A 14,349-nucleotide genomic window follows, 5' to 3' on the forward strand; every position below is an offset into this window, starting at 1 on the left:
TGGATTCATGGAGAGGGGGAGCCGTGCGCGATACGACCGCATCCGCCGCGGCAGGCACCCGCTGGGCCCTGGAGGCCCGCGGGCTGGGCAGGAGGTACCGGCGTGGCCGGGCCCTGACGGACTGTTCCTTCAGGCTGCCCGCAGGCCGGATCGCCGCTCTGGTGGGGCCCAACGGAGCCGGGAAGAGCACCCTGCTGGCCCTGGCGGCCGGACTGCTGGAGCCCTCGGAGGGTGAGGTGCGGGTGTTCGGCGCCCCGGTCACCGATCCCGCCGCCATGGCCCGGTGGGCCTACCTCGGGCAGGACAAGCCGCTGTTCAGGCGGTTCACCGTGGCGGACCACCTGCGGATGGGACGGGAGCTGAACCCCGGCTGGGACCAGGAGGCGGCCGAGCGGATCGTCCTCGCGGGAGGGATCGCGCCACGCGCTCGCGCGGGTGACCTGTCGGGCGGCCAGCGGACCCGGGTGGCGTTCGCGCTCGCCTTCGGGAAGCGGCCCGAACTGCTCCTGCTGGACGAGCCGATGGCCGACCTCGACCCCGTCGCACGGGAGGAGCTGGGCGCGCTGCTGCTGTCAGAGGCCGCCGAGCACGGCACGACCGTGCTGATGTCCTCCCACCTGCTCGGCGAGGTCGAGCAGATGTGCGACTACGTCCTCGTCCTCGACGGCGGCCGTATGCGCATGGCCGGCGAGACCGACGAACTGGTCCCGATGCACACCCTGGTCAGCGGGGTCACCACGGACGACGGCCTGCCCGCCGCCCTGGACAACCACACCGTCATCGAAGTACGCACCTCCGGCCGCCACTTCTCCGCCCTCGTGCGGCGCGAGGGCCCGCTGGACCCGGCGTGGCAGCCGGCGGAGCCGAGCACGGAGGAAGTCCTGCTCGCCTACCTCCGCTCCCCCGGAGCGCCCGCCCTGCTCTCCCCCACCGCCGTTCCCCACCGGAAGGAGGCCTCGGCATGACGACGCTCTCCCCCGCCACGGCCGCCACCCCCGTCCGCCCCCGCCGGCTGCGCGGACTCGCCTGGCTCGTGGTGCGCCAGCACCGCACCGTGCTGATCCTGTGCGCCGCCGCGACCGTCCTCGGCTCGGCCTGGACCGTCTACCGCCGGGAGGCCGCGCTGGACATCCTGCGCTCCGCGCACTGGCCGACCCTGCCCCGCGACACGATCGACCCGGCGGTCCGCAGCCGGGTGGCCGACGACCTCAACTCCTTCGGCGCCCAGATCGGCTTCCTGCCCCTGCTGTTCGGAGTGTTCCTCGGCGCGCCGCTGATCGCCGCCGAGCGGGAGCAGGGCACCGCGCGGCTGGTGACGACGCAGTCCGTGCCCCGGGGCCGCTGGCTGCGGTGGAAGCTGTGCTCCGCGCTGGCGCTGGCCGCGCTGACGTCCGCGGTCCTCGGCCTGCTGTACGGCTGGTGGTGGGACTCCGCCGGTCCGCTGGCCTCCCCGGACTGGCTGAACGGCGCGCTGTTCGACTCCAGCGGCCCGGTCCTGGTGGCGACCTCCCTGTTCACGACCTCGCTGGGCATCGCGATCGGCACGCTGGTCCGCCGGGTCGTACCGGCCATGGCCCTCACCTTCCTGGTGTCGGGCGTCGCCCTCTTCGCGGGCGACATCCTCAAGGTCGGACTCGCCACCCCGCGCCGGCTCGTCACCCCGCTCGAAACCGTCCCCCCGCCGGCGACGTGGTACGAAGCCGTGCAGGTGGACCAGTGGGTCGGCACCGCCTCCGGACGGCTCTACGGGTGGAGCACCTGCGTGCACGACGCCTCGCCGGACACGTGCCGGGCGGACCTCGGCATCGTCAACCGGGTCTGGGAGTACCTCGGCCCCGACCAGATGGCGGGCATGCAGTGGATCGCCGCAGGGGTGCTCGTCGGACTGAGCGCCGTCCTCATGGGCTCGGTCCTGTGGTGGACCCGGCGCGGCTCCCTGTGAGCCGCACCGGGCTCTGAGCACCTCCCGGTCGCCCCTAGGCTGGTCCGGGATCCCACGAGATGATCAAGGAGGCGGGCACCGTGGTCGTGTTTCGCATCGAACGCCGCAGCGGCCTGCCCGCCTACCTCCAGATCGTCCAGCAGGTGGAGCAGGCGCTGCGCATGGGGGCGCTGGCCGAGGGGGACAAGCTGCCCACGGCGGCGCAGGTCGCCGCCACGACGAAGGTCAACCCCAACACCACCCTCAAGGCGTACCGGGAGCTGGAGCGCGCCGGCCTGGTGGAGGTGCGCCAGGGCTCGGGCACGTTCATCACCCGCTCGCTCGCCACCCCGCAGACCGCGCCGGAGTCCCCGCTGCGGGCACGGCTCGGGGAGTGGGTGCGCGAGGCCCGCGAGCAGGGGCTGACCGCCCGTGACGTCAGCACGCTGTTCGACACCGTGCTCCGCGAGAATTACCCGACCCCAGGCCTTTGATTCATTGCAGGATCGTGAATACGATCTTTCATATCAAGTCAATATGCGGATCCACACCTACTGTTCAGAGGTACCTCGCTCTACGCGTTCCTCTACCACTGGATCCACGATGTCTGCTGCAACACCGCGCCGCCGTACCGCGCTCGCCTTCACCACCACCGCCACCGCCCTCGCGCTGCTCCTCTCCGGCTGCGGACTCGGGGGCTCGGACGGCAAGCGCATCCGCGTGGGCGTCTCCGGCGACTCCCCCGAGTGGGACGTCCTCGCCAAGGAGGCGAAGAAGGAGGGGCTGAACGTCGAGACGGTCGTCTTCGACGACTACTCGCTGCCCAACAAGGCCCTCGGCGCCGGCGACATCGACCTGAACGCCTTCCAGCACCTGGTCTTCCTCGCCCAGTCGAACACCGCGAACAAGACCGACATCACCCCCGTCGCCGCCACCACCGTGGTCCCGCTCGGCCTCTACTCGAGCAAGCACAAGCAGCTCGCCGACCTCCCCGACGGCGCCTCGGTCACCCTGCCCAACGACCCCTCCAACCAGGGCCGCGCCCTGCACGTCCTGGAGCAGGCGAAGCTGATCGAGCTCAAGAAGGACGCCGGGCTCTTCGCCACCCCCGACGACATCACCGCCAACCCCAAGCACGTCAAGATCACCCCGGTCAACGCCCAGCAGACCCCGCGCACCCTGCAGGACGCGGACGCCGCCGTCATCAACGACGGGGTCGCCCAGCTCGCCGGGATCGACGCCAAGACCGCGCTGTACAAGGACGATCCGGCGAGCCCCCAGGCCCTGCCGTACCTCAACGTCATCGCCGCCCGCGCCGACCGCAAGGACGACGCGGACTTCCAGAAGATCGTGAAGCTGTACGCCTCCCAGGCCGTCCAGGACGAGGTCCGCCGCACCAGCAACGGCACCGCCCACCACATCGAGCTGCCCGCCTCCGAGCTGCGCGACGAGCTCGGCCGCATCACCAAGCAGCTGGCGGCCCGGTGACCGCCCCCGCCGCCCCCGCGCACCCGGTCGTCGAACTGCGCGACGTCCGCAAGGAGTTCCCCGGCGGGTCCGTCGCCGTCGACGGGGTGAGCCTGACGGTCGGGGCGGGCACCGTCTTCGGCGTCGTCGGCCACAGCGGCGCGGGCAAGTCCACCCTGCTGCGCCTGGTCAACGGCCTGGAGGTGCCCACCTCGGGCAGCATCCTGGTCGACGGCCGGGACCTCGCCGCCCTCGGCGAACGCGGGCTGCGCCCCGTACGCCGGGAGATCGGCATGGTCTTCCAGCAGTTCAACCTCTTCCGCTCGCGCACCGTCCTCGGAAACGTCCTCTACCCGCTGCGCCTGGCCGGGCTGGACCGCGCCGCCGCCCGGGCGCGCGCCGAGGAGACCCTCGCGTTCGTCGGCCTGTCCGGGCACGGCGGGCGCTACCCGGAGCAGCTCTCGGGCGGACAGCGCCAGCGCGTCGGCATCGCCCGCGCGCTGGCCACCCGCCCCAAGGTGCTGCTGTGCGACGAGGCCACCTCCGCCCTCGACCCGCAGACCACCGGCGAGGTGCTGGCACTGCTCCGCCGGGTCAACCGGGAGCTGGGGGTCACGATCCTGCTGATCACCCACGAGATGGAGGTGGTCCGCGGGCTGTGCGACCGGGTGGCCGTCATGGAGGACGGCCGGGTGGTGGAGAGCGGCGAGGTCTACGAGGTGTTCGCGCGCCCGCAGCACCCCACCACCGCCGCCTTCGTCCGCTCCGCCCTGCACAGCGCCCCCGAGGGCCCGCTGCTGGAGCGGCTGCGCGAGCGCCATCCCGGGCGGCTGGTCACCGTACCGGTGGTCGACGGCGCTCCGGCCATGGACGCCCTGGCGCCGCTGCTGCGCGGCCACGACGTCGACTTCGCCTTCGTCCACGGCGGGGTCGGCGAGGTGCGCGGGCGCCCGCTGGGCAGCGTGACCCTCGAACTGCGGGGCGAGGAGGCGGCGGTCGAGGCCGTCGCCGCCGGTCTCGCCGGGGCGGCCGGCGCGTCCGGTGCCTCCGTCGCCGCCGGTGCCGCCGCCGGTACCTCCGTCGCCGCCGGCGCGAAGGCGGGTGTGCGGTGAAGGCCGACTGGGGCACGTTCTGGCCCAAGGTCGTCGAGGCGACCGGCGAGACCGTGTACATGGTGCTGATCACGCTGGCGCTCTCCACCGTCGGCGGCCTGGCCGTCGGGCTCGCCCTCTACGCCACCCGCAAGGGCGGCGTCCTGCCCAACCGGGCCGTGCACGCGGTGCTGGGGGCGTTCATCAACGTCATCCGGCCGATCCCGTTCATCATCGCGATCGTGGCCCTCGCCCCCGTCACCCGGGCGGTGGTCGGCACGATGATCGGCACCGACGCCGCCGTCTTCCCGATGACGATCGTGGCCACCTTCGGCATCGCCCGGATCGTGGAGTCCAACCTGCTCTCCGTCGAGCCGGGCGTCATCGAGGCGGCCCGCTCCATGGGCACCGGCCCGCTGCGCATCCTGCTCACGGTGCTCGTCCCCGAGGCGCTCGGGCCGCTGGTGCTCGGGCTGACGTTCATGCTCGTCGCGCTCATCGACTTCTCCGCGGTGGCGGGGACGGTCGGCGGCGGCGGGGTGGGCAACCTGGCCATGACGTACGGGTACCTGCGCTTCGACACCTCGGTGATGGTGGTCACCGTGCTGGTCCTGATCGCCCTCGTGCAGTCGGCGCAGCTCCTGGGGAACCTGGTCTCGCGCAGGGTCCTCAGGCGCTGAACGGCGGGGCGGCGGCGCCCCCTCCTCGGAAAGGGGACGCCGCCGCCGGTCCTCCGGCACGCCGGTCAGTAGGTGTAGCTCAGACCCGACTTGTACGGGGTCAGGGTGCGCTGGGACACCACGCCGCGGTAGGTGTACCAGCCCCACTTCTTGCACATCGTCTGGTAGCTCAGGGTGTTGAACGAGCCCGAACCCACCCGCACGCGCGGGTAGATGACGTTGTCGCCCCAGTCCCCTCCGGCCGGGCCGCTCGAGTAGGTGTCGACCGCCCAGTAGACGCCCACGACCGATCCGCCGCCCGGACAGTTCCAACTGCCGAAGTTCACCCAGACGTTCCCGCCCGACCAGGCGCTGGCCGGGGCTGCGCTGAGGCCGACGGCCCCCAGCGCCATGAGCGATCCCGCCAGTACGGCACGGGACTTACGCAGCAGTGATCCACGCATGTGACCTCCCCAGTGACGGCTGCGCGCGTTGGTGCGCCGCCGCGCGGAGCAGCCTCCCATATCGGCCACATGATTGTCCGACTTTCGATGAAACGACTTTCAAGTCGAACTTTTGACTGACATACGGGTGTTCGGGCTGTTCTCGGGGCGGGGTGCTCAGGCCGCCAGCGCCGTGGTCACCACGAGCGGGGGACGCTCCCGCTCGGCGGTCCAGGGGCGGCTGCGGACCAGGTCCGGGTCGGCGCTCTCCTGTGCCTCCGCCACCGTCGGGCGTTCCTGGACCACGTCCCGGAACCCGGCCCGCTCCAGCAGCGCGGGGAGCCGTCCGACGGGCCAGGCGTGGTTGCGCACCTCCTGCCAGGAGCCGTCGGTGCGCCTCAGCCGGACGGTCAGCCCCTGGCCCGGCTCGTGGACCGCGCCGGGATCACCGATCCGCAGGGAGGCGTACTCGGCGCCCCCGCAGTCGGGGTCGGTGGACAGCAGGACGAACGGGCCCCCGGGCCGCAGCAGCCGGCGGACCTCGGTGAACACCGAAAGCACCGCCGGCTCGTCCGGCAGCGAGGCGAGGACGTGGTTGCACATGACCGCGTCGGCGCAGGCGTCGTCGAGGCCCCGCGTGCGCCCGTCCTCGACGAGGTGGAACTCGGCGACGGCGGTTCCGGGGGCGCGGGCCAGGGTCAGCATCTCGGGCGAGGTGTCCACCCCGATCACCCGCGCGCCCAGCTGCCGGGCCGCGTGGTCGGCCACCTTGCCGGGTCCGCAGCCGTAGTCGACGAGGACGGCTCCCGCGCCGATCCGGCGGGACAGGGCCCGGAAGACGAAGGGGTAGCCGAGCAGCCAGTCCGTGGCCGCCTCCACCGCGGCGAAGGCCCGCGCGCCCTCGCTCCCGGACCAGGCGGCGCCCGCCCCGTCGGGGTCCCACGTCGGTTCGTCGCTCACAGGTCCACTATCGGTCCGCCGCGGGCGCCCGGCGCGGTGGCGACCGGCGTGGCGGGCCGGCCGGGGCGCAGGGCGGGGGCGGCCAGGGCGGCGAAGGCGCAGCAGGCCACGGGGAGCAGCAGGGCGGGGCCGAGGGGTACGAGGCGGGTGAGCGGGCCGATGACGGCGGGGCCGGCGAGCATGCCGAGGTAGCCGAGGCCCGCGACGCGCGAGACGTTGGCCCCGGCGGCGTCGGGGTCGGCGTGGCCGGCGGCGCTGAAGAGCTGGGGGACGCAGCCGGAGAGGCCCGCACCGAAGAGGGTCCAGCCGGCCAGGGCCACCGGCGCGGCCGGCGCGGCGACGGCCAGGGTGAGGCCGGCCCCGGCGAGCGCGGCGCCGTAGCGCAGGACGGCGACGGGGCCGGTCCGTGCGGTGATCCGGTCGGCGAGGAGCCGGCCGGCGGTCATGGCGGTGGCGAAGGCCCCGTAGGCGAGGGCGGCGGTGGCGGGGGCGGCTCCGAAGGAGTCGCGCAGGTGGAGCGCGCTCCAGTCGTTGGCGACGCCCTCGCACAGCATCAGCAGGAAGGCCAGGGCGGCGAGCATCCGGATGCGCGGCGGGGTCCGGCGGCGGGTGCTCGGGGCGGAGGTCCGCGGGGCGGCGGCGGGCTCCCGGGGCAGGAGGGCGGGCGTGAGGAGGAGCGCGAGGAGGACGCCGCCGACGGCGGTGGCGCCCAGGGTGGCGGCGGGGCGACGGCCGGCGCCGAGGGCGAGGGCGCCGGCCAGGGCGGCGAGGACGCCGCCGATGGAGAACACGGCGTGGAAGGCCGACATGACGGGCCGCCCGTAGCCGCGCTCGACCTGGACGGCGTGGGTGTTCATGGCGACGTCCAGGCAGCCGTTGCCGAAGCCGAGCAGCAGCAGGGCCGCGCCGAGGGAGGGGGCGTCGGCGGCCAGGCCCGGCAGCACCACCGCGGCGCTGCACAGCACCGCGCCGGCGGGGACGACCAGGCGGGCCCCGAAGCGGTCGGTGAGCGGCCCGGCGATCCGCATCCCGGCGAAAGCCCCGGCCCCGAGGAGGAGCAGGAGCCAGCCGAGCAGGGCGTGGCCGACGCCGGTGCGCTGTTCCACCGGGGGGATGTGGACGATCCACATCCCCATGACGAATCCGTTGAGGGCGAAGCAGGCCGTGGTGGCCGCGCGCGCCTTCCTGAGTGCGGTCATCTCCATGCGATCGAACATAACAAACAGCAGGAGTGTTTGAAACTTGCGTTTCGAACATCGTGGATGTTCAATCGGAGGATGAGTACAGACCGCCTGAGGCAGATCACCGACGCCGTGCGCGCCGGTGGCAGCCGTAGCGTCGCCGAGCTCGCGGAGCTCACCGGCGCCTCCGAGATGACGATCCGCCGCGATCTGGAGGCCCTCGCCGAGCAGGGGGTGCTGGAGCGCTACCGGGGCGGGGCCCGCAGCCTGCTGCTGCGCGGTGAGGAGATCCCGTTCCCGCTGCGCGCCCGCGACGGGCTGGAGGTCAAGCGGCGCCTGGCCGCCGAGGTCGCCGCCCTGCTGGCGGACGGGGAGTCGGTCGTCCTCGACAGCGGGACCACCTGCCTGGAGGTGGCCCGCGCGCTGCACGGGCGCAGGCTGACGGTCATGCCGCTGTCCCTGCACGCCGCGAACGCCCTGGCCGACGCGCCCCGTCTGACGCTGCTGCTGCCAGGCGGGGCGCCGCGCCGGGGGGAGCTCGCGCTGACCGGGCCGCTGACGGAGGCCTCGCTGGCCGCGCTGCGGTTCGACACCGCGGTCATCGGCTGCTGCGGGCTGTCGGCGGCTGACGGGCTGACCGCCTACGACCTGGCCGACGCCGCTGTCAAGCGGGCGGCGATCGCCTCGGCCCGGCGGGTCATCGCCGTCACCGAGTCCGAGAAGCTCTCGCGCACCGCCCTGGCCCATGTCCTGCCGGCCTCCGCGCTGCACGCCGTCGTCACCGACGGGGCCGCTCCGCGGGACGCGACCGACGCGCTGGCGGCCGCCGGCGTCACCGTACGGAAGGTGTGACGGGATGACGGACCCGACCCCCGAGACCCCCGAGATCCCTGAGGTCCCCGGGACCGTGCTCTTCGACATGTTCGGCGTCATCGCCCGGACGCAGTCCCCGGCGGGCCGGGCCCGGCTCGTCGGGGCGGCCGGAGCGGAACCGGATCCGGATCCGTTCTGGGAGGCCTACTGGTCCCTGCGGCCGCCCTACGACAGCGGCCGGCTGACCGGCCCCGGCTACTGGGAACTGGTCGCCGGCGCCCTCGGCACCCGCTTCGACGCCGAGCGGACGGCCGCCCTGATCGAGGCCGACGTCGCGAGCTGGAGCGCGGTGGACGAGGAGATGGTGGGCCTGGTCGGGGAACTGGCGGCCTCCGGGCGGACGGTCGCCCTCCTGTCCAACATCCCGGAGGAGCTGGCCGCCTATTACGAACGCCACCACCCCTGGCTCGCCCACTTCCGGGTGCGCGCGCTGTCCTGCCGCATCGGGCACGCCAAGCCCGACCCGGCCGCGTACGCGTGGTGCCTGCGGGAGCTCGGCGTTCCGGCGGGCGGGGTGCTGTTCGTCGACGACCGCGAGGAGAACGTCCGCGCCGCCCGTACGGCGGGCATGCGGGGCCACGTCTTCACCTCGGCGGCCCGCCTCCGCGAAGCGCTGGGCCCGGTCTGAGCCCGCGGCCGGGTGCGGCCGTCACGCGTGCCGGGGGCTGCCGTCACCGCGTACCGGGTGCGGCCGTCACCGCGTACCGGGGGCAGCCGTCACCGCGTACCGGGGGCAGCCGTCACCGCGTACCGGGGGCAGCCGTCACCGCGTGCCGGGGGCGTCGGCGAGGAGTTCGGGGCCGTTGTTGCGGACGCTGTTGACCGCCGTCGTGACCGCGCGGGCCTCCAGGCGGCCTGCCGCCGGGGTGGTCAGGAGGGCGCGCAGGGCGGCCGGGTCCTCGTGCGCGGGGTCGAGCCAGGCGTCGTAGTGCGCCGGGGTGAGGGCCAGCGGCATCCGGGGGTGGACGCGGCCCGCCACGTCGGTGGCCTCGGTGGTGATGACGGTGCAGGTCGACCACCAGGCGGCCGGGTCCTCCGGGTCCGGGACGGCGGGGTCGCGCCAGAACTCGTACAGGCCCGCCATCGCCATGACCGAGCCGTCCTGCGGGGTGATGAAGTACGGCTGCTTGTAGGCCTTCGCGGTGGCGGTGGCCGGGACGGCCTCCCACTCGTAGAAGCCGTCGGCGGGCAGCAGGCAGCGGCGTTTGGCGAAGGCCCGGCGGTAGGCGGGTTTCTCGCCGACCGTCTCGACCCGGGCGTTGATCATCCGGGCGCCGCCGTCCGCGCTCTTGGACCAGGACGGCACCAGCCCCCAGCGCAGGGCGCGCAGCTGCCGTTCCAGGAGCCCGCTCTCCCGGTCGGCGCGCTCCAGCACGGCCCAGACCGGGTCGGTGGGAGCGACGTTCCAGCTGGGCGGGAGGACCAGGTCCGGGGCGGGCGGGGCGGCGCTGAAGAGGCCCGTCAGGTCTTCGGGGCTGCGGGTGGAGACGTAACGGCCGCACATGGCTCCAGCCTGCCACGCACTCCCGCCCCGGGCCCGGTGTCAGGCGTAGAGGTCGTTCTGCGCGTACTGGGGACCGTAGTAGCGCTCCAGTTCCTCCAGGGACTTGTGGGGCTTCTCCAGGCTCTTGGAGATCACCGCCCGGGAGGGGGCCGCGTCGGGGTCCCAGGTCTGCGTCCTCCACACTCCGGAGCGCAGGAAGGCCCGGGAGCAGTGGAAGTAGATCTCCTCGGTCTCCACGAGCAGGGCGAGCGAGGGCCGGTGGCCCTTGACGGTCATCGTGTCGAAGAAGGGCGCGTCGCGCAGCAGCCGGGCGCGGCCGTTGACACGGAGGGTGTCGCCGCGGCCGGGGACGATGAAGAGCAGTCCGACGTGCGGGTTGGACAGGATGTTGCGGTAGCCGTCCGCGCGGCGGTTGCCGGGGCGGTCCGGGATCACGAGGGTGGTGTCGTCGAGGACCTTGGCGAAGCCGGGCGGGTCGCCCTTCGGGGAGAGGTCGCAGCTTCCGTCGGCGGCCGAGGTGGCGATCAGGCAGAGCGGGGACCGGGCGATCCACCGCTTGTGGTGCTCGTGCAGGGACGGCCGCGCCTTCGCCGCGGCCACCGGTTCGACCGGGCCGAGCAGTTCCCGCAATTCGGCCTCGGAGGTGATCTCCACGGCTGACGTCGTCTCCACTGTCCGGCTCCCCCTGATCGGATCGCCGTGCCGGGCGGGCGGCACGGTGGTCCGACTATCTCATGATCGATTGCGGAGGGCGGTTCAGGCCGGGCCGTCCTTGAGGGGGCGGCCGAACTGCTCGTCCAGGACGGAGAGGCGGCGCCAGTACTCGTCCTCGTCGATCTCGCCGGAGGCGAAGCGCCGGCCCAGGATCGCGATCGGCGAGTGGCCGCCGTACGGGGCCTCGCGGGCCGCCTGCCACGGTGCCCTGCGGCCGCCGCGCCGGGCGGTGCGGCGCAGCACGGTGACGACCGTGACCACGACCGCCGCCCAGACCAGGGGGGCGAACAGGATCCACGGGCCGGGCCCGCCGTAGGCGAGGGTGGTGAGGGGGTTCATGGTGGTTCAGCTCCTCGGGAGTGCCGGTGTCTCGTTCCGCTCCGAGCCTGGCCCGCGGGAGGGGTGCGGCGCGTCGTACGGCCGGCTGCACCCCGGCTGCTCCCCCGGGAGTACCTCAGCCCAGCCAGCCCGGGCGGACGAGGCCCGATTCGTAGGCCAGGACCACCAGCTGGGCGCGGTCGCGGGCGCCGAGTTTCACCATCGTGCGGCTGACGTGCGTCTTGGCGGTGAGCGGGCTGACGACCAGGCGGCGGGCGATCTCCTCGTTGGACAGGCCCGCGCCGACCAGTGCCATGACCTCCCGCTCGCGGTCGGTGAGCCGCTCCAGCCCCTCGGCGGGGGCCGGCTCTCGGGAGCGGGCGGCGAACTCGGCGATCAGGCGGCGGGTGACGCCCGGGGAGAGCAGCGCGTCCCCGGCGACCACCGCCCGCACCGCGCGCAGCAGTTCCTCGGGCTCGGTGTCCTTGACCAAGAAGCCGGAGGCGCCGCCGCGGATCGCCTCGAAGACGTACTCGTCGAGTTCGAAGGTGGTCAGCATGACCACCCGGACCGCCGCGAGCGCCGCGTCCCCGGTGATGGAGCGGGTCGCCGCGAGTCCGTCGAGGACCGGCATGCGGATGTCCATGAGGACCACGTCGGGGCGCAGCTCCCTGACCAGCCGGACGGCCTCGAGGCCGTCGGCAGCCTCGCCGGTCACCTCGATGTCGGGCTGGGCGTCGAGGAGGGCGCGGAACCCGGCCCGGACGAGCAGCTGGTCGTCGGCGAGCAGGACGCGGATCACGGGGTCTCCCGGTCGGGGTCGGTGTTCAGGGGGAGGGTGGCCCGTACGCGGAAGCCGCCGTCGGGGCGCGGGCCGGCCTCGACGGTGCCGCCGAGGGCGCCGGCCCGTTCGCGCATTCCGGCGAGGCCGTTGCCGCTGCCGCCGGCGGGGTCGCCGGTGGCCGGGCCGTCGTCGTCCACGCGCAGTTCGAGGGCGTCGGACCGCCAGCCGAGGCGGATGCGGGCGGTGCGGGAGGCGGAGTGCCGTACGACGTTGGTCAGGGCCTCCTGGAGGACGCGGAAGGCGGCGAGGTCGGCTCCGGGCGGCAGCGGCCGGGGCCGCCCGGCGGTCTCGGTGGAGACGGTGAGCCCGGTGGCGGCGGCCTGTTCGACCAGCTCGGGGAGGCGGTCGAGGCCCGGGGCGGGGGTGCGCGGGGCGGCGCCGGGGGCGCGGAGGGTGTCGAGGACCTGGCGGACCTCGCCGAGCGCCTCCTTGCTGGCCGCCTTGATGGTGGTCAGGGCCGAACGCGCCTGTTCGGGGTCGGTGTCGAGCAGGGCCAGTCCGACGCCGGCCTGGACGTTGATCACCGAGATGCTGTGGGCGAGTACGTCGTGCAGCTCGCGGGCGATGCGCAGCCGCTCCTCGTCGGCCCGGCGCCGGGCGGCGGCGGCCCGCTCCGCCCGCTCGCGGGCCCACTGCTCGCGGCGTGCGCGGAACAGCTCGGACAGGGCGAGCATCGCCAGGCCCCAGGCGGTCAGGCCCAGCTCCTGCCCCCAGGGGGCCGGGCCGTCCCCGGCGGGCGGCAGCCACCGGTAGAGCCAGTGCGCGAGGAGCAGGTGTCCGCCCCAGAGCAGGCCGACCGCGCCCCAGGCGGCCCGGCGCCGCCCGGCTATGAGGGCGGCGAAACAGGCCACGGCCGGGGCGGCGAGGACGGGGCCGTAGGGGAAGCCGGCGCCGAGGTACACCAGGGTGACGGCGACGGTCCCGTACGCGACGGGCACGGGGTGGCGGTGGCGCACCACCAGCAGCGCGGGCCCCAGGAGGAGCAGGATCCGGGCGAAGGCGTCCAGCGGGACCCGGCCTGTCTGCGCGTGGGCGGCCCATCCGGTGCCCGCCTGGGCGAGGACGGCGACGAGCAGCGCGGACCGCCAGGCCGGGCCCCGCCCGGTCCGCTCCGCCCACCGCCGCCACGGGGATCCCGGGCGTGCGTTCCATTTCTCCATACGATCAAGCTAGACCGCCGCCTCCGTCACCCGCGTCACCCCCGCGTAGCGTTCGCGGCGTACTCCCCCGGTAGTACGCCCGGGTACGCCGGGCTGCGGCGACACCGCCCGGCCCCGCCCGGATGCGGCCTTCCCGGGCCGGATCCAGGGTGGAGGGATGGAGCACGCGCCGATCGTCGTACACCGCGTCTCACCGTCGGGCGGCCGCCGGGTGAGCCTGCGCGCCCGGGGCCGCGAGACGGTCCTGGGGCTCGCGCACTCGGACCCCGACGTCATCGAGTTCCTGCGCCGCGCCGAGGTGCCGGACCCCGACGAGGTGGTCCTGGGCGGTGCGCCGTCGGCGATCGAGTGGCAGGGCGAGGCCCCGCACGTCTACGAGGCCGAGCCGACGGACACCGACGTCCCCTGACCGCCCCGCCCCACGGCCCGGCCACCCGCCCGGCCACCCGCCCCGGCCCGCGTCACCCTCCGACCGCCGCATTCCGGCCATGCTTGACACGCGCATGACATCCCTCCTGACTTCTCAAGACCCCTGTGGCACGCTCCCTGCGCACTCGGTACCGCCCTCGCACCACACCCCCACAAGGACGTGTCACGGAGGAGCGACATGATGCACCGCGCGAAACTCGCCATAGCGGCCCTGACCCTCGCGGCCACCGCCGGCAGTGTCACGAGCGCCGCCGCCCTCGGCCCCGCAGCCGACCAGAAGGCGGACGGCGTGATCGTGGTCTCGGGCAACACCTGCACCTGGACCAACGCCCGCACCAGCGCCAATCCCCCCACCGCCCTCACCGTCGACCGCACCAGCATCAACAAGCCCGGCGGCAACCTCGCCTGCGACGGCGGGATCACCGCCTCCCTCAACAACAACCCGGCCTTCACGTTCGACGACGCGACCGCCACCGCCCGCACGGACCTGATCGACATCACCGGCAGCCAGAGCTTCGTCTCCTGCCGCTACAAGGCGTCGAACATCGTCTGGGACCGCGACGGGACCACCCGCAAGTACGTGAACCGCGCCTTCACCGCCACCAAGGCCTCGGGCAGCTTCCTGTGCCCGGGCTCCGTCACCACGGCGGCCGGGGGCGCCTCCATGCTCTTCCACTGACCGGCCGGCCGGGGCGCCCCCCCCCCCCCCGCCCCCCCCCCCCCCCCCCCCCCCGCGCCGGGCCCGCCCGCGAAGCCCCAAAACCCCCCGGAGAGAGTGGAATAGG

The 14,349-nt window shown here is 74.2% G+C and carries 18 protein-coding genes; 10 read left to right on the forward strand and 8 right to left on the reverse strand.

Annotation, left to right across the window (positions count from 1 at the left end; translation table 11 throughout):
• Positions 1 to 23 precede the first annotated feature (23 nt).
• From AB0O29_RS24380 to AB0O29_RS24405, 6 genes are all read left to right on the forward strand, one after another.
• Positions 24 to 965: an ABC transporter ATP-binding protein gene (locus AB0O29_RS24380; RefSeq protein WP_365154726.1), complete on the forward strand. Its 942-nt coding sequence runs from the start codon at positions 24 to 26 to the stop codon at positions 963 to 965.
• Positions 962 to 1,942: an ABC transporter permease subunit gene (locus AB0O29_RS24385; RefSeq protein ID WP_365154729.1), complete on the forward strand. Its 981-nt coding sequence runs from the start codon at positions 962 to 964 to the stop codon at positions 1,940 to 1,942. The genes AB0O29_RS24380 and AB0O29_RS24385 overlap by 4 nt, the downstream gene beginning before the upstream one ends.
• 59 nt (positions 1,943 to 2,001) lie before the next feature.
• A complete protein-coding gene (locus tag AB0O29_RS24390; RefSeq protein WP_365154732.1) occupies positions 2,002 to 2,415 on the forward strand; it encodes a GntR family transcriptional regulator in 414 nt (137 codons plus the stop codon).
• Between the two features lie 109 nt (positions 2,416 to 2,524).
• Positions 2,525 to 3,409: a MetQ/NlpA family ABC transporter substrate-binding protein gene (locus AB0O29_RS24395; protein WP_365154735.1), complete on the forward strand. Its 885-nt coding sequence runs from the start codon at positions 2,525 to 2,527 to the stop codon at positions 3,407 to 3,409.
• A 35-nt stretch (positions 3,410 to 3,444) separates the two neighbouring features.
• Positions 3,445 to 4,500, forward strand: a complete 1,056-nt coding sequence (locus AB0O29_RS24400) for an ATP-binding cassette domain-containing protein (protein WP_365154773.1) — start codon at positions 3,445 to 3,447, stop codon at positions 4,498 to 4,500.
• Entirely contained in the window at positions 4,497 to 5,159 is a 663-nt protein-coding gene (locus AB0O29_RS24405; RefSeq protein ID WP_365154738.1) for a methionine ABC transporter permease, read from the forward strand. The genes AB0O29_RS24400 and AB0O29_RS24405 overlap by 4 nt, the downstream gene beginning before the upstream one ends.
• A 65-nt stretch (positions 5,160 to 5,224) precedes the next feature.
• On the opposite strand, the gene AB0O29_RS24410 is transcribed toward AB0O29_RS24405, so the two are convergent.
• The 3 genes from AB0O29_RS24410 to AB0O29_RS24420 all read right to left on the reverse strand — a co-directional run bounded on the left by AB0O29_RS24410 (position 5,225) and on the right by AB0O29_RS24420 (position 7,746).
• Complete coding sequence (locus AB0O29_RS24410) at positions 5,225 to 5,602, reverse strand: hypothetical protein (protein WP_365154741.1); 378 nt, start codon at positions 5,600 to 5,602, stop codon at positions 5,225 to 5,227.
• A gap of 156 nt (positions 5,603 to 5,758) precedes the next feature.
• Positions 5,759 to 6,541, reverse strand: a complete 783-nt coding sequence (locus tag AB0O29_RS24415) for a class I SAM-dependent methyltransferase (protein ID WP_365154743.1) — start codon at positions 6,539 to 6,541, stop codon at positions 5,759 to 5,761.
• Entirely contained in the window at positions 6,538 to 7,746 is a 1,209-nt protein-coding gene (locus AB0O29_RS24420; RefSeq protein ID WP_365154744.1) for an MFS transporter, read from the reverse strand. Before AB0O29_RS24420 ends, AB0O29_RS24415 begins: the two co-directional genes overlap by 4 nt.
• A 72-nt stretch (positions 7,747 to 7,818) precedes the next feature.
• Between AB0O29_RS24420 and AB0O29_RS24425 the strand changes: the two genes are divergently transcribed.
• Together AB0O29_RS24425 and AB0O29_RS24430 are read left to right on the forward strand one after the other, a co-directional pair.
• Entirely contained in the window at positions 7,819 to 8,574 is a 756-nt protein-coding gene (locus AB0O29_RS24425) for a DeoR/GlpR family DNA-binding transcription regulator (RefSeq protein WP_365154747.1), read from the forward strand.
• A gap of 4 nt (positions 8,575 to 8,578) precedes the next feature.
• Complete coding sequence (locus AB0O29_RS24430) at positions 8,579 to 9,223, forward strand: HAD family phosphatase (RefSeq protein ID WP_365154750.1); 645 nt, start codon at positions 8,579 to 8,581, stop codon at positions 9,221 to 9,223.
• Positions 9,224 to 9,358: 135 nt separating this feature from the next.
• On the opposite strand, the gene AB0O29_RS24435 is transcribed toward AB0O29_RS24430, so the two are convergent.
• From AB0O29_RS24435 to AB0O29_RS24455, 5 genes are all read right to left on the reverse strand, one after another.
• Complete coding sequence (locus AB0O29_RS24435; RefSeq protein WP_365154753.1) at positions 9,359 to 10,099, reverse strand: SOS response-associated peptidase; 741 nt, start codon at positions 10,097 to 10,099, stop codon at positions 9,359 to 9,361.
• 39 nt (positions 10,100 to 10,138) lie between these two features.
• Positions 10,139 to 10,771, reverse strand: coding sequence for a pyridoxamine 5'-phosphate oxidase family protein (locus tag AB0O29_RS24440; protein WP_365154756.1), 633 nt, complete (start codon positions 10,769 to 10,771; stop codon positions 10,139 to 10,141).
• Positions 10,772 to 10,855: 84 nt separating this feature from the next.
• Positions 10,856 to 11,152: an SHOCT domain-containing protein gene (locus AB0O29_RS24445; protein ID WP_365154758.1), complete on the reverse strand. Its 297-nt coding sequence runs from the start codon at positions 11,150 to 11,152 to the stop codon at positions 10,856 to 10,858.
• Positions 11,153 to 11,267: 115 nt separating this feature from the next.
• Positions 11,268 to 11,933 (reverse strand): response regulator transcription factor, encoded by a 666-nt coding sequence (locus AB0O29_RS24450; protein ID WP_365154761.1) that lies wholly within the window; start codon positions 11,931 to 11,933, stop codon positions 11,268 to 11,270.
• Positions 11,930 to 13,135, reverse strand: coding sequence for a sensor histidine kinase (locus AB0O29_RS24455; RefSeq protein ID WP_365154763.1), 1,206 nt, complete (start codon positions 13,133 to 13,135; stop codon positions 11,930 to 11,932). The genes AB0O29_RS24450 and AB0O29_RS24455 overlap by 4 nt, the downstream gene beginning before the upstream one ends.
• Before the next feature lie 157 nt (positions 13,136 to 13,292).
• Here AB0O29_RS24455 and AB0O29_RS24460 point away from each other — a divergent pair, with 157 nt between their 5' ends.
• Together AB0O29_RS24460 and AB0O29_RS24465 are read left to right on the forward strand one after the other, a co-directional pair.
• On the forward strand, positions 13,293 to 13,544 hold the full coding sequence (locus tag AB0O29_RS24460) for a hypothetical protein (protein ID WP_365154766.1): 252 nt from the start codon (positions 13,293 to 13,295) through the stop codon (positions 13,542 to 13,544).
• 201 nt (positions 13,545 to 13,745) lie between these two features.
• A complete protein-coding gene (locus tag AB0O29_RS24465; RefSeq protein WP_365154768.1) occupies positions 13,746 to 14,243 on the forward strand; it encodes a hypothetical protein in 498 nt (165 codons plus the stop codon).
• The last annotated feature ends 106 nt before the right edge of the window (positions 14,244 to 14,349 follow it).

The organism is Streptomyces sp. NPDC089915 (genome assembly GCF_040684675.1).
In the GTDB taxonomy this organism is placed as follows: Bacteria; Actinomycetota; Actinomycetes; order Streptomycetales; family Streptomycetaceae; genus Streptomyces.

Coding starts and splice junctions, on each gene's coding strand:
- AB0O29_RS24385 (WP_365154729.1), top strand. CDS start 962: ATGACGACGCTCTCCCCCGCCACGGCCGCCACCCCCGTCCGCCCCCGC.
- AB0O29_RS24390 (WP_365154732.1), top strand. CDS start 2,002: ATGATCAAGGAGGCGGGCACCGTGGTCGTGTTTCGCATCGAACGCCGC.
- AB0O29_RS24465 (WP_365154768.1), top strand. CDS start 13,746: ATGCACCGCGCGAAACTCGCCATAGCGGCCCTGACCCTCGCGGCCACC.
- AB0O29_RS24430 (WP_365154750.1), top strand. CDS start 8,579: ATGACGGACCCGACCCCCGAGACCCCCGAGATCCCTGAGGTCCCCGGG.
- AB0O29_RS24410 (WP_365154741.1), bottom strand. CDS start 5,602: ATGCGTGGATCACTGCTGCGTAAGTCCCGTGCCGTACTGGCGGGATCG.
- AB0O29_RS24420 (WP_365154744.1), bottom strand. CDS start 7,746: ATGGAGATGACCGCACTCAGGAAGGCGCGCGCGGCCACCACGGCCTGC.
- AB0O29_RS24455 (WP_365154763.1), bottom strand. CDS start 13,135: ATGGAGAAATGGAACGCACGCCCGGGATCCCCGTGGCGGCGGTGGGCG.
- AB0O29_RS24425 (WP_365154747.1), top strand. CDS start 7,819: ATGAGTACAGACCGCCTGAGGCAGATCACCGACGCCGTGCGCGCCGGT.
- AB0O29_RS24435 (WP_365154753.1), bottom strand. CDS start 10,099: ATGTGCGGCCGTTACGTCTCCACCCGCAGCCCCGAAGACCTGACGGGC.
- AB0O29_RS24445 (WP_365154758.1), bottom strand. CDS start 11,152: ATGAACCCCCTCACCACCCTCGCCTACGGCGGGCCCGGCCCGTGGATC.
- AB0O29_RS24460 (WP_365154766.1), top strand. CDS start 13,293: ATGGAGCACGCGCCGATCGTCGTACACCGCGTCTCACCGTCGGGCGGC.
- AB0O29_RS24395 (WP_365154735.1), top strand. CDS start 2,525: ATGTCTGCTGCAACACCGCGCCGCCGTACCGCGCTCGCCTTCACCACC.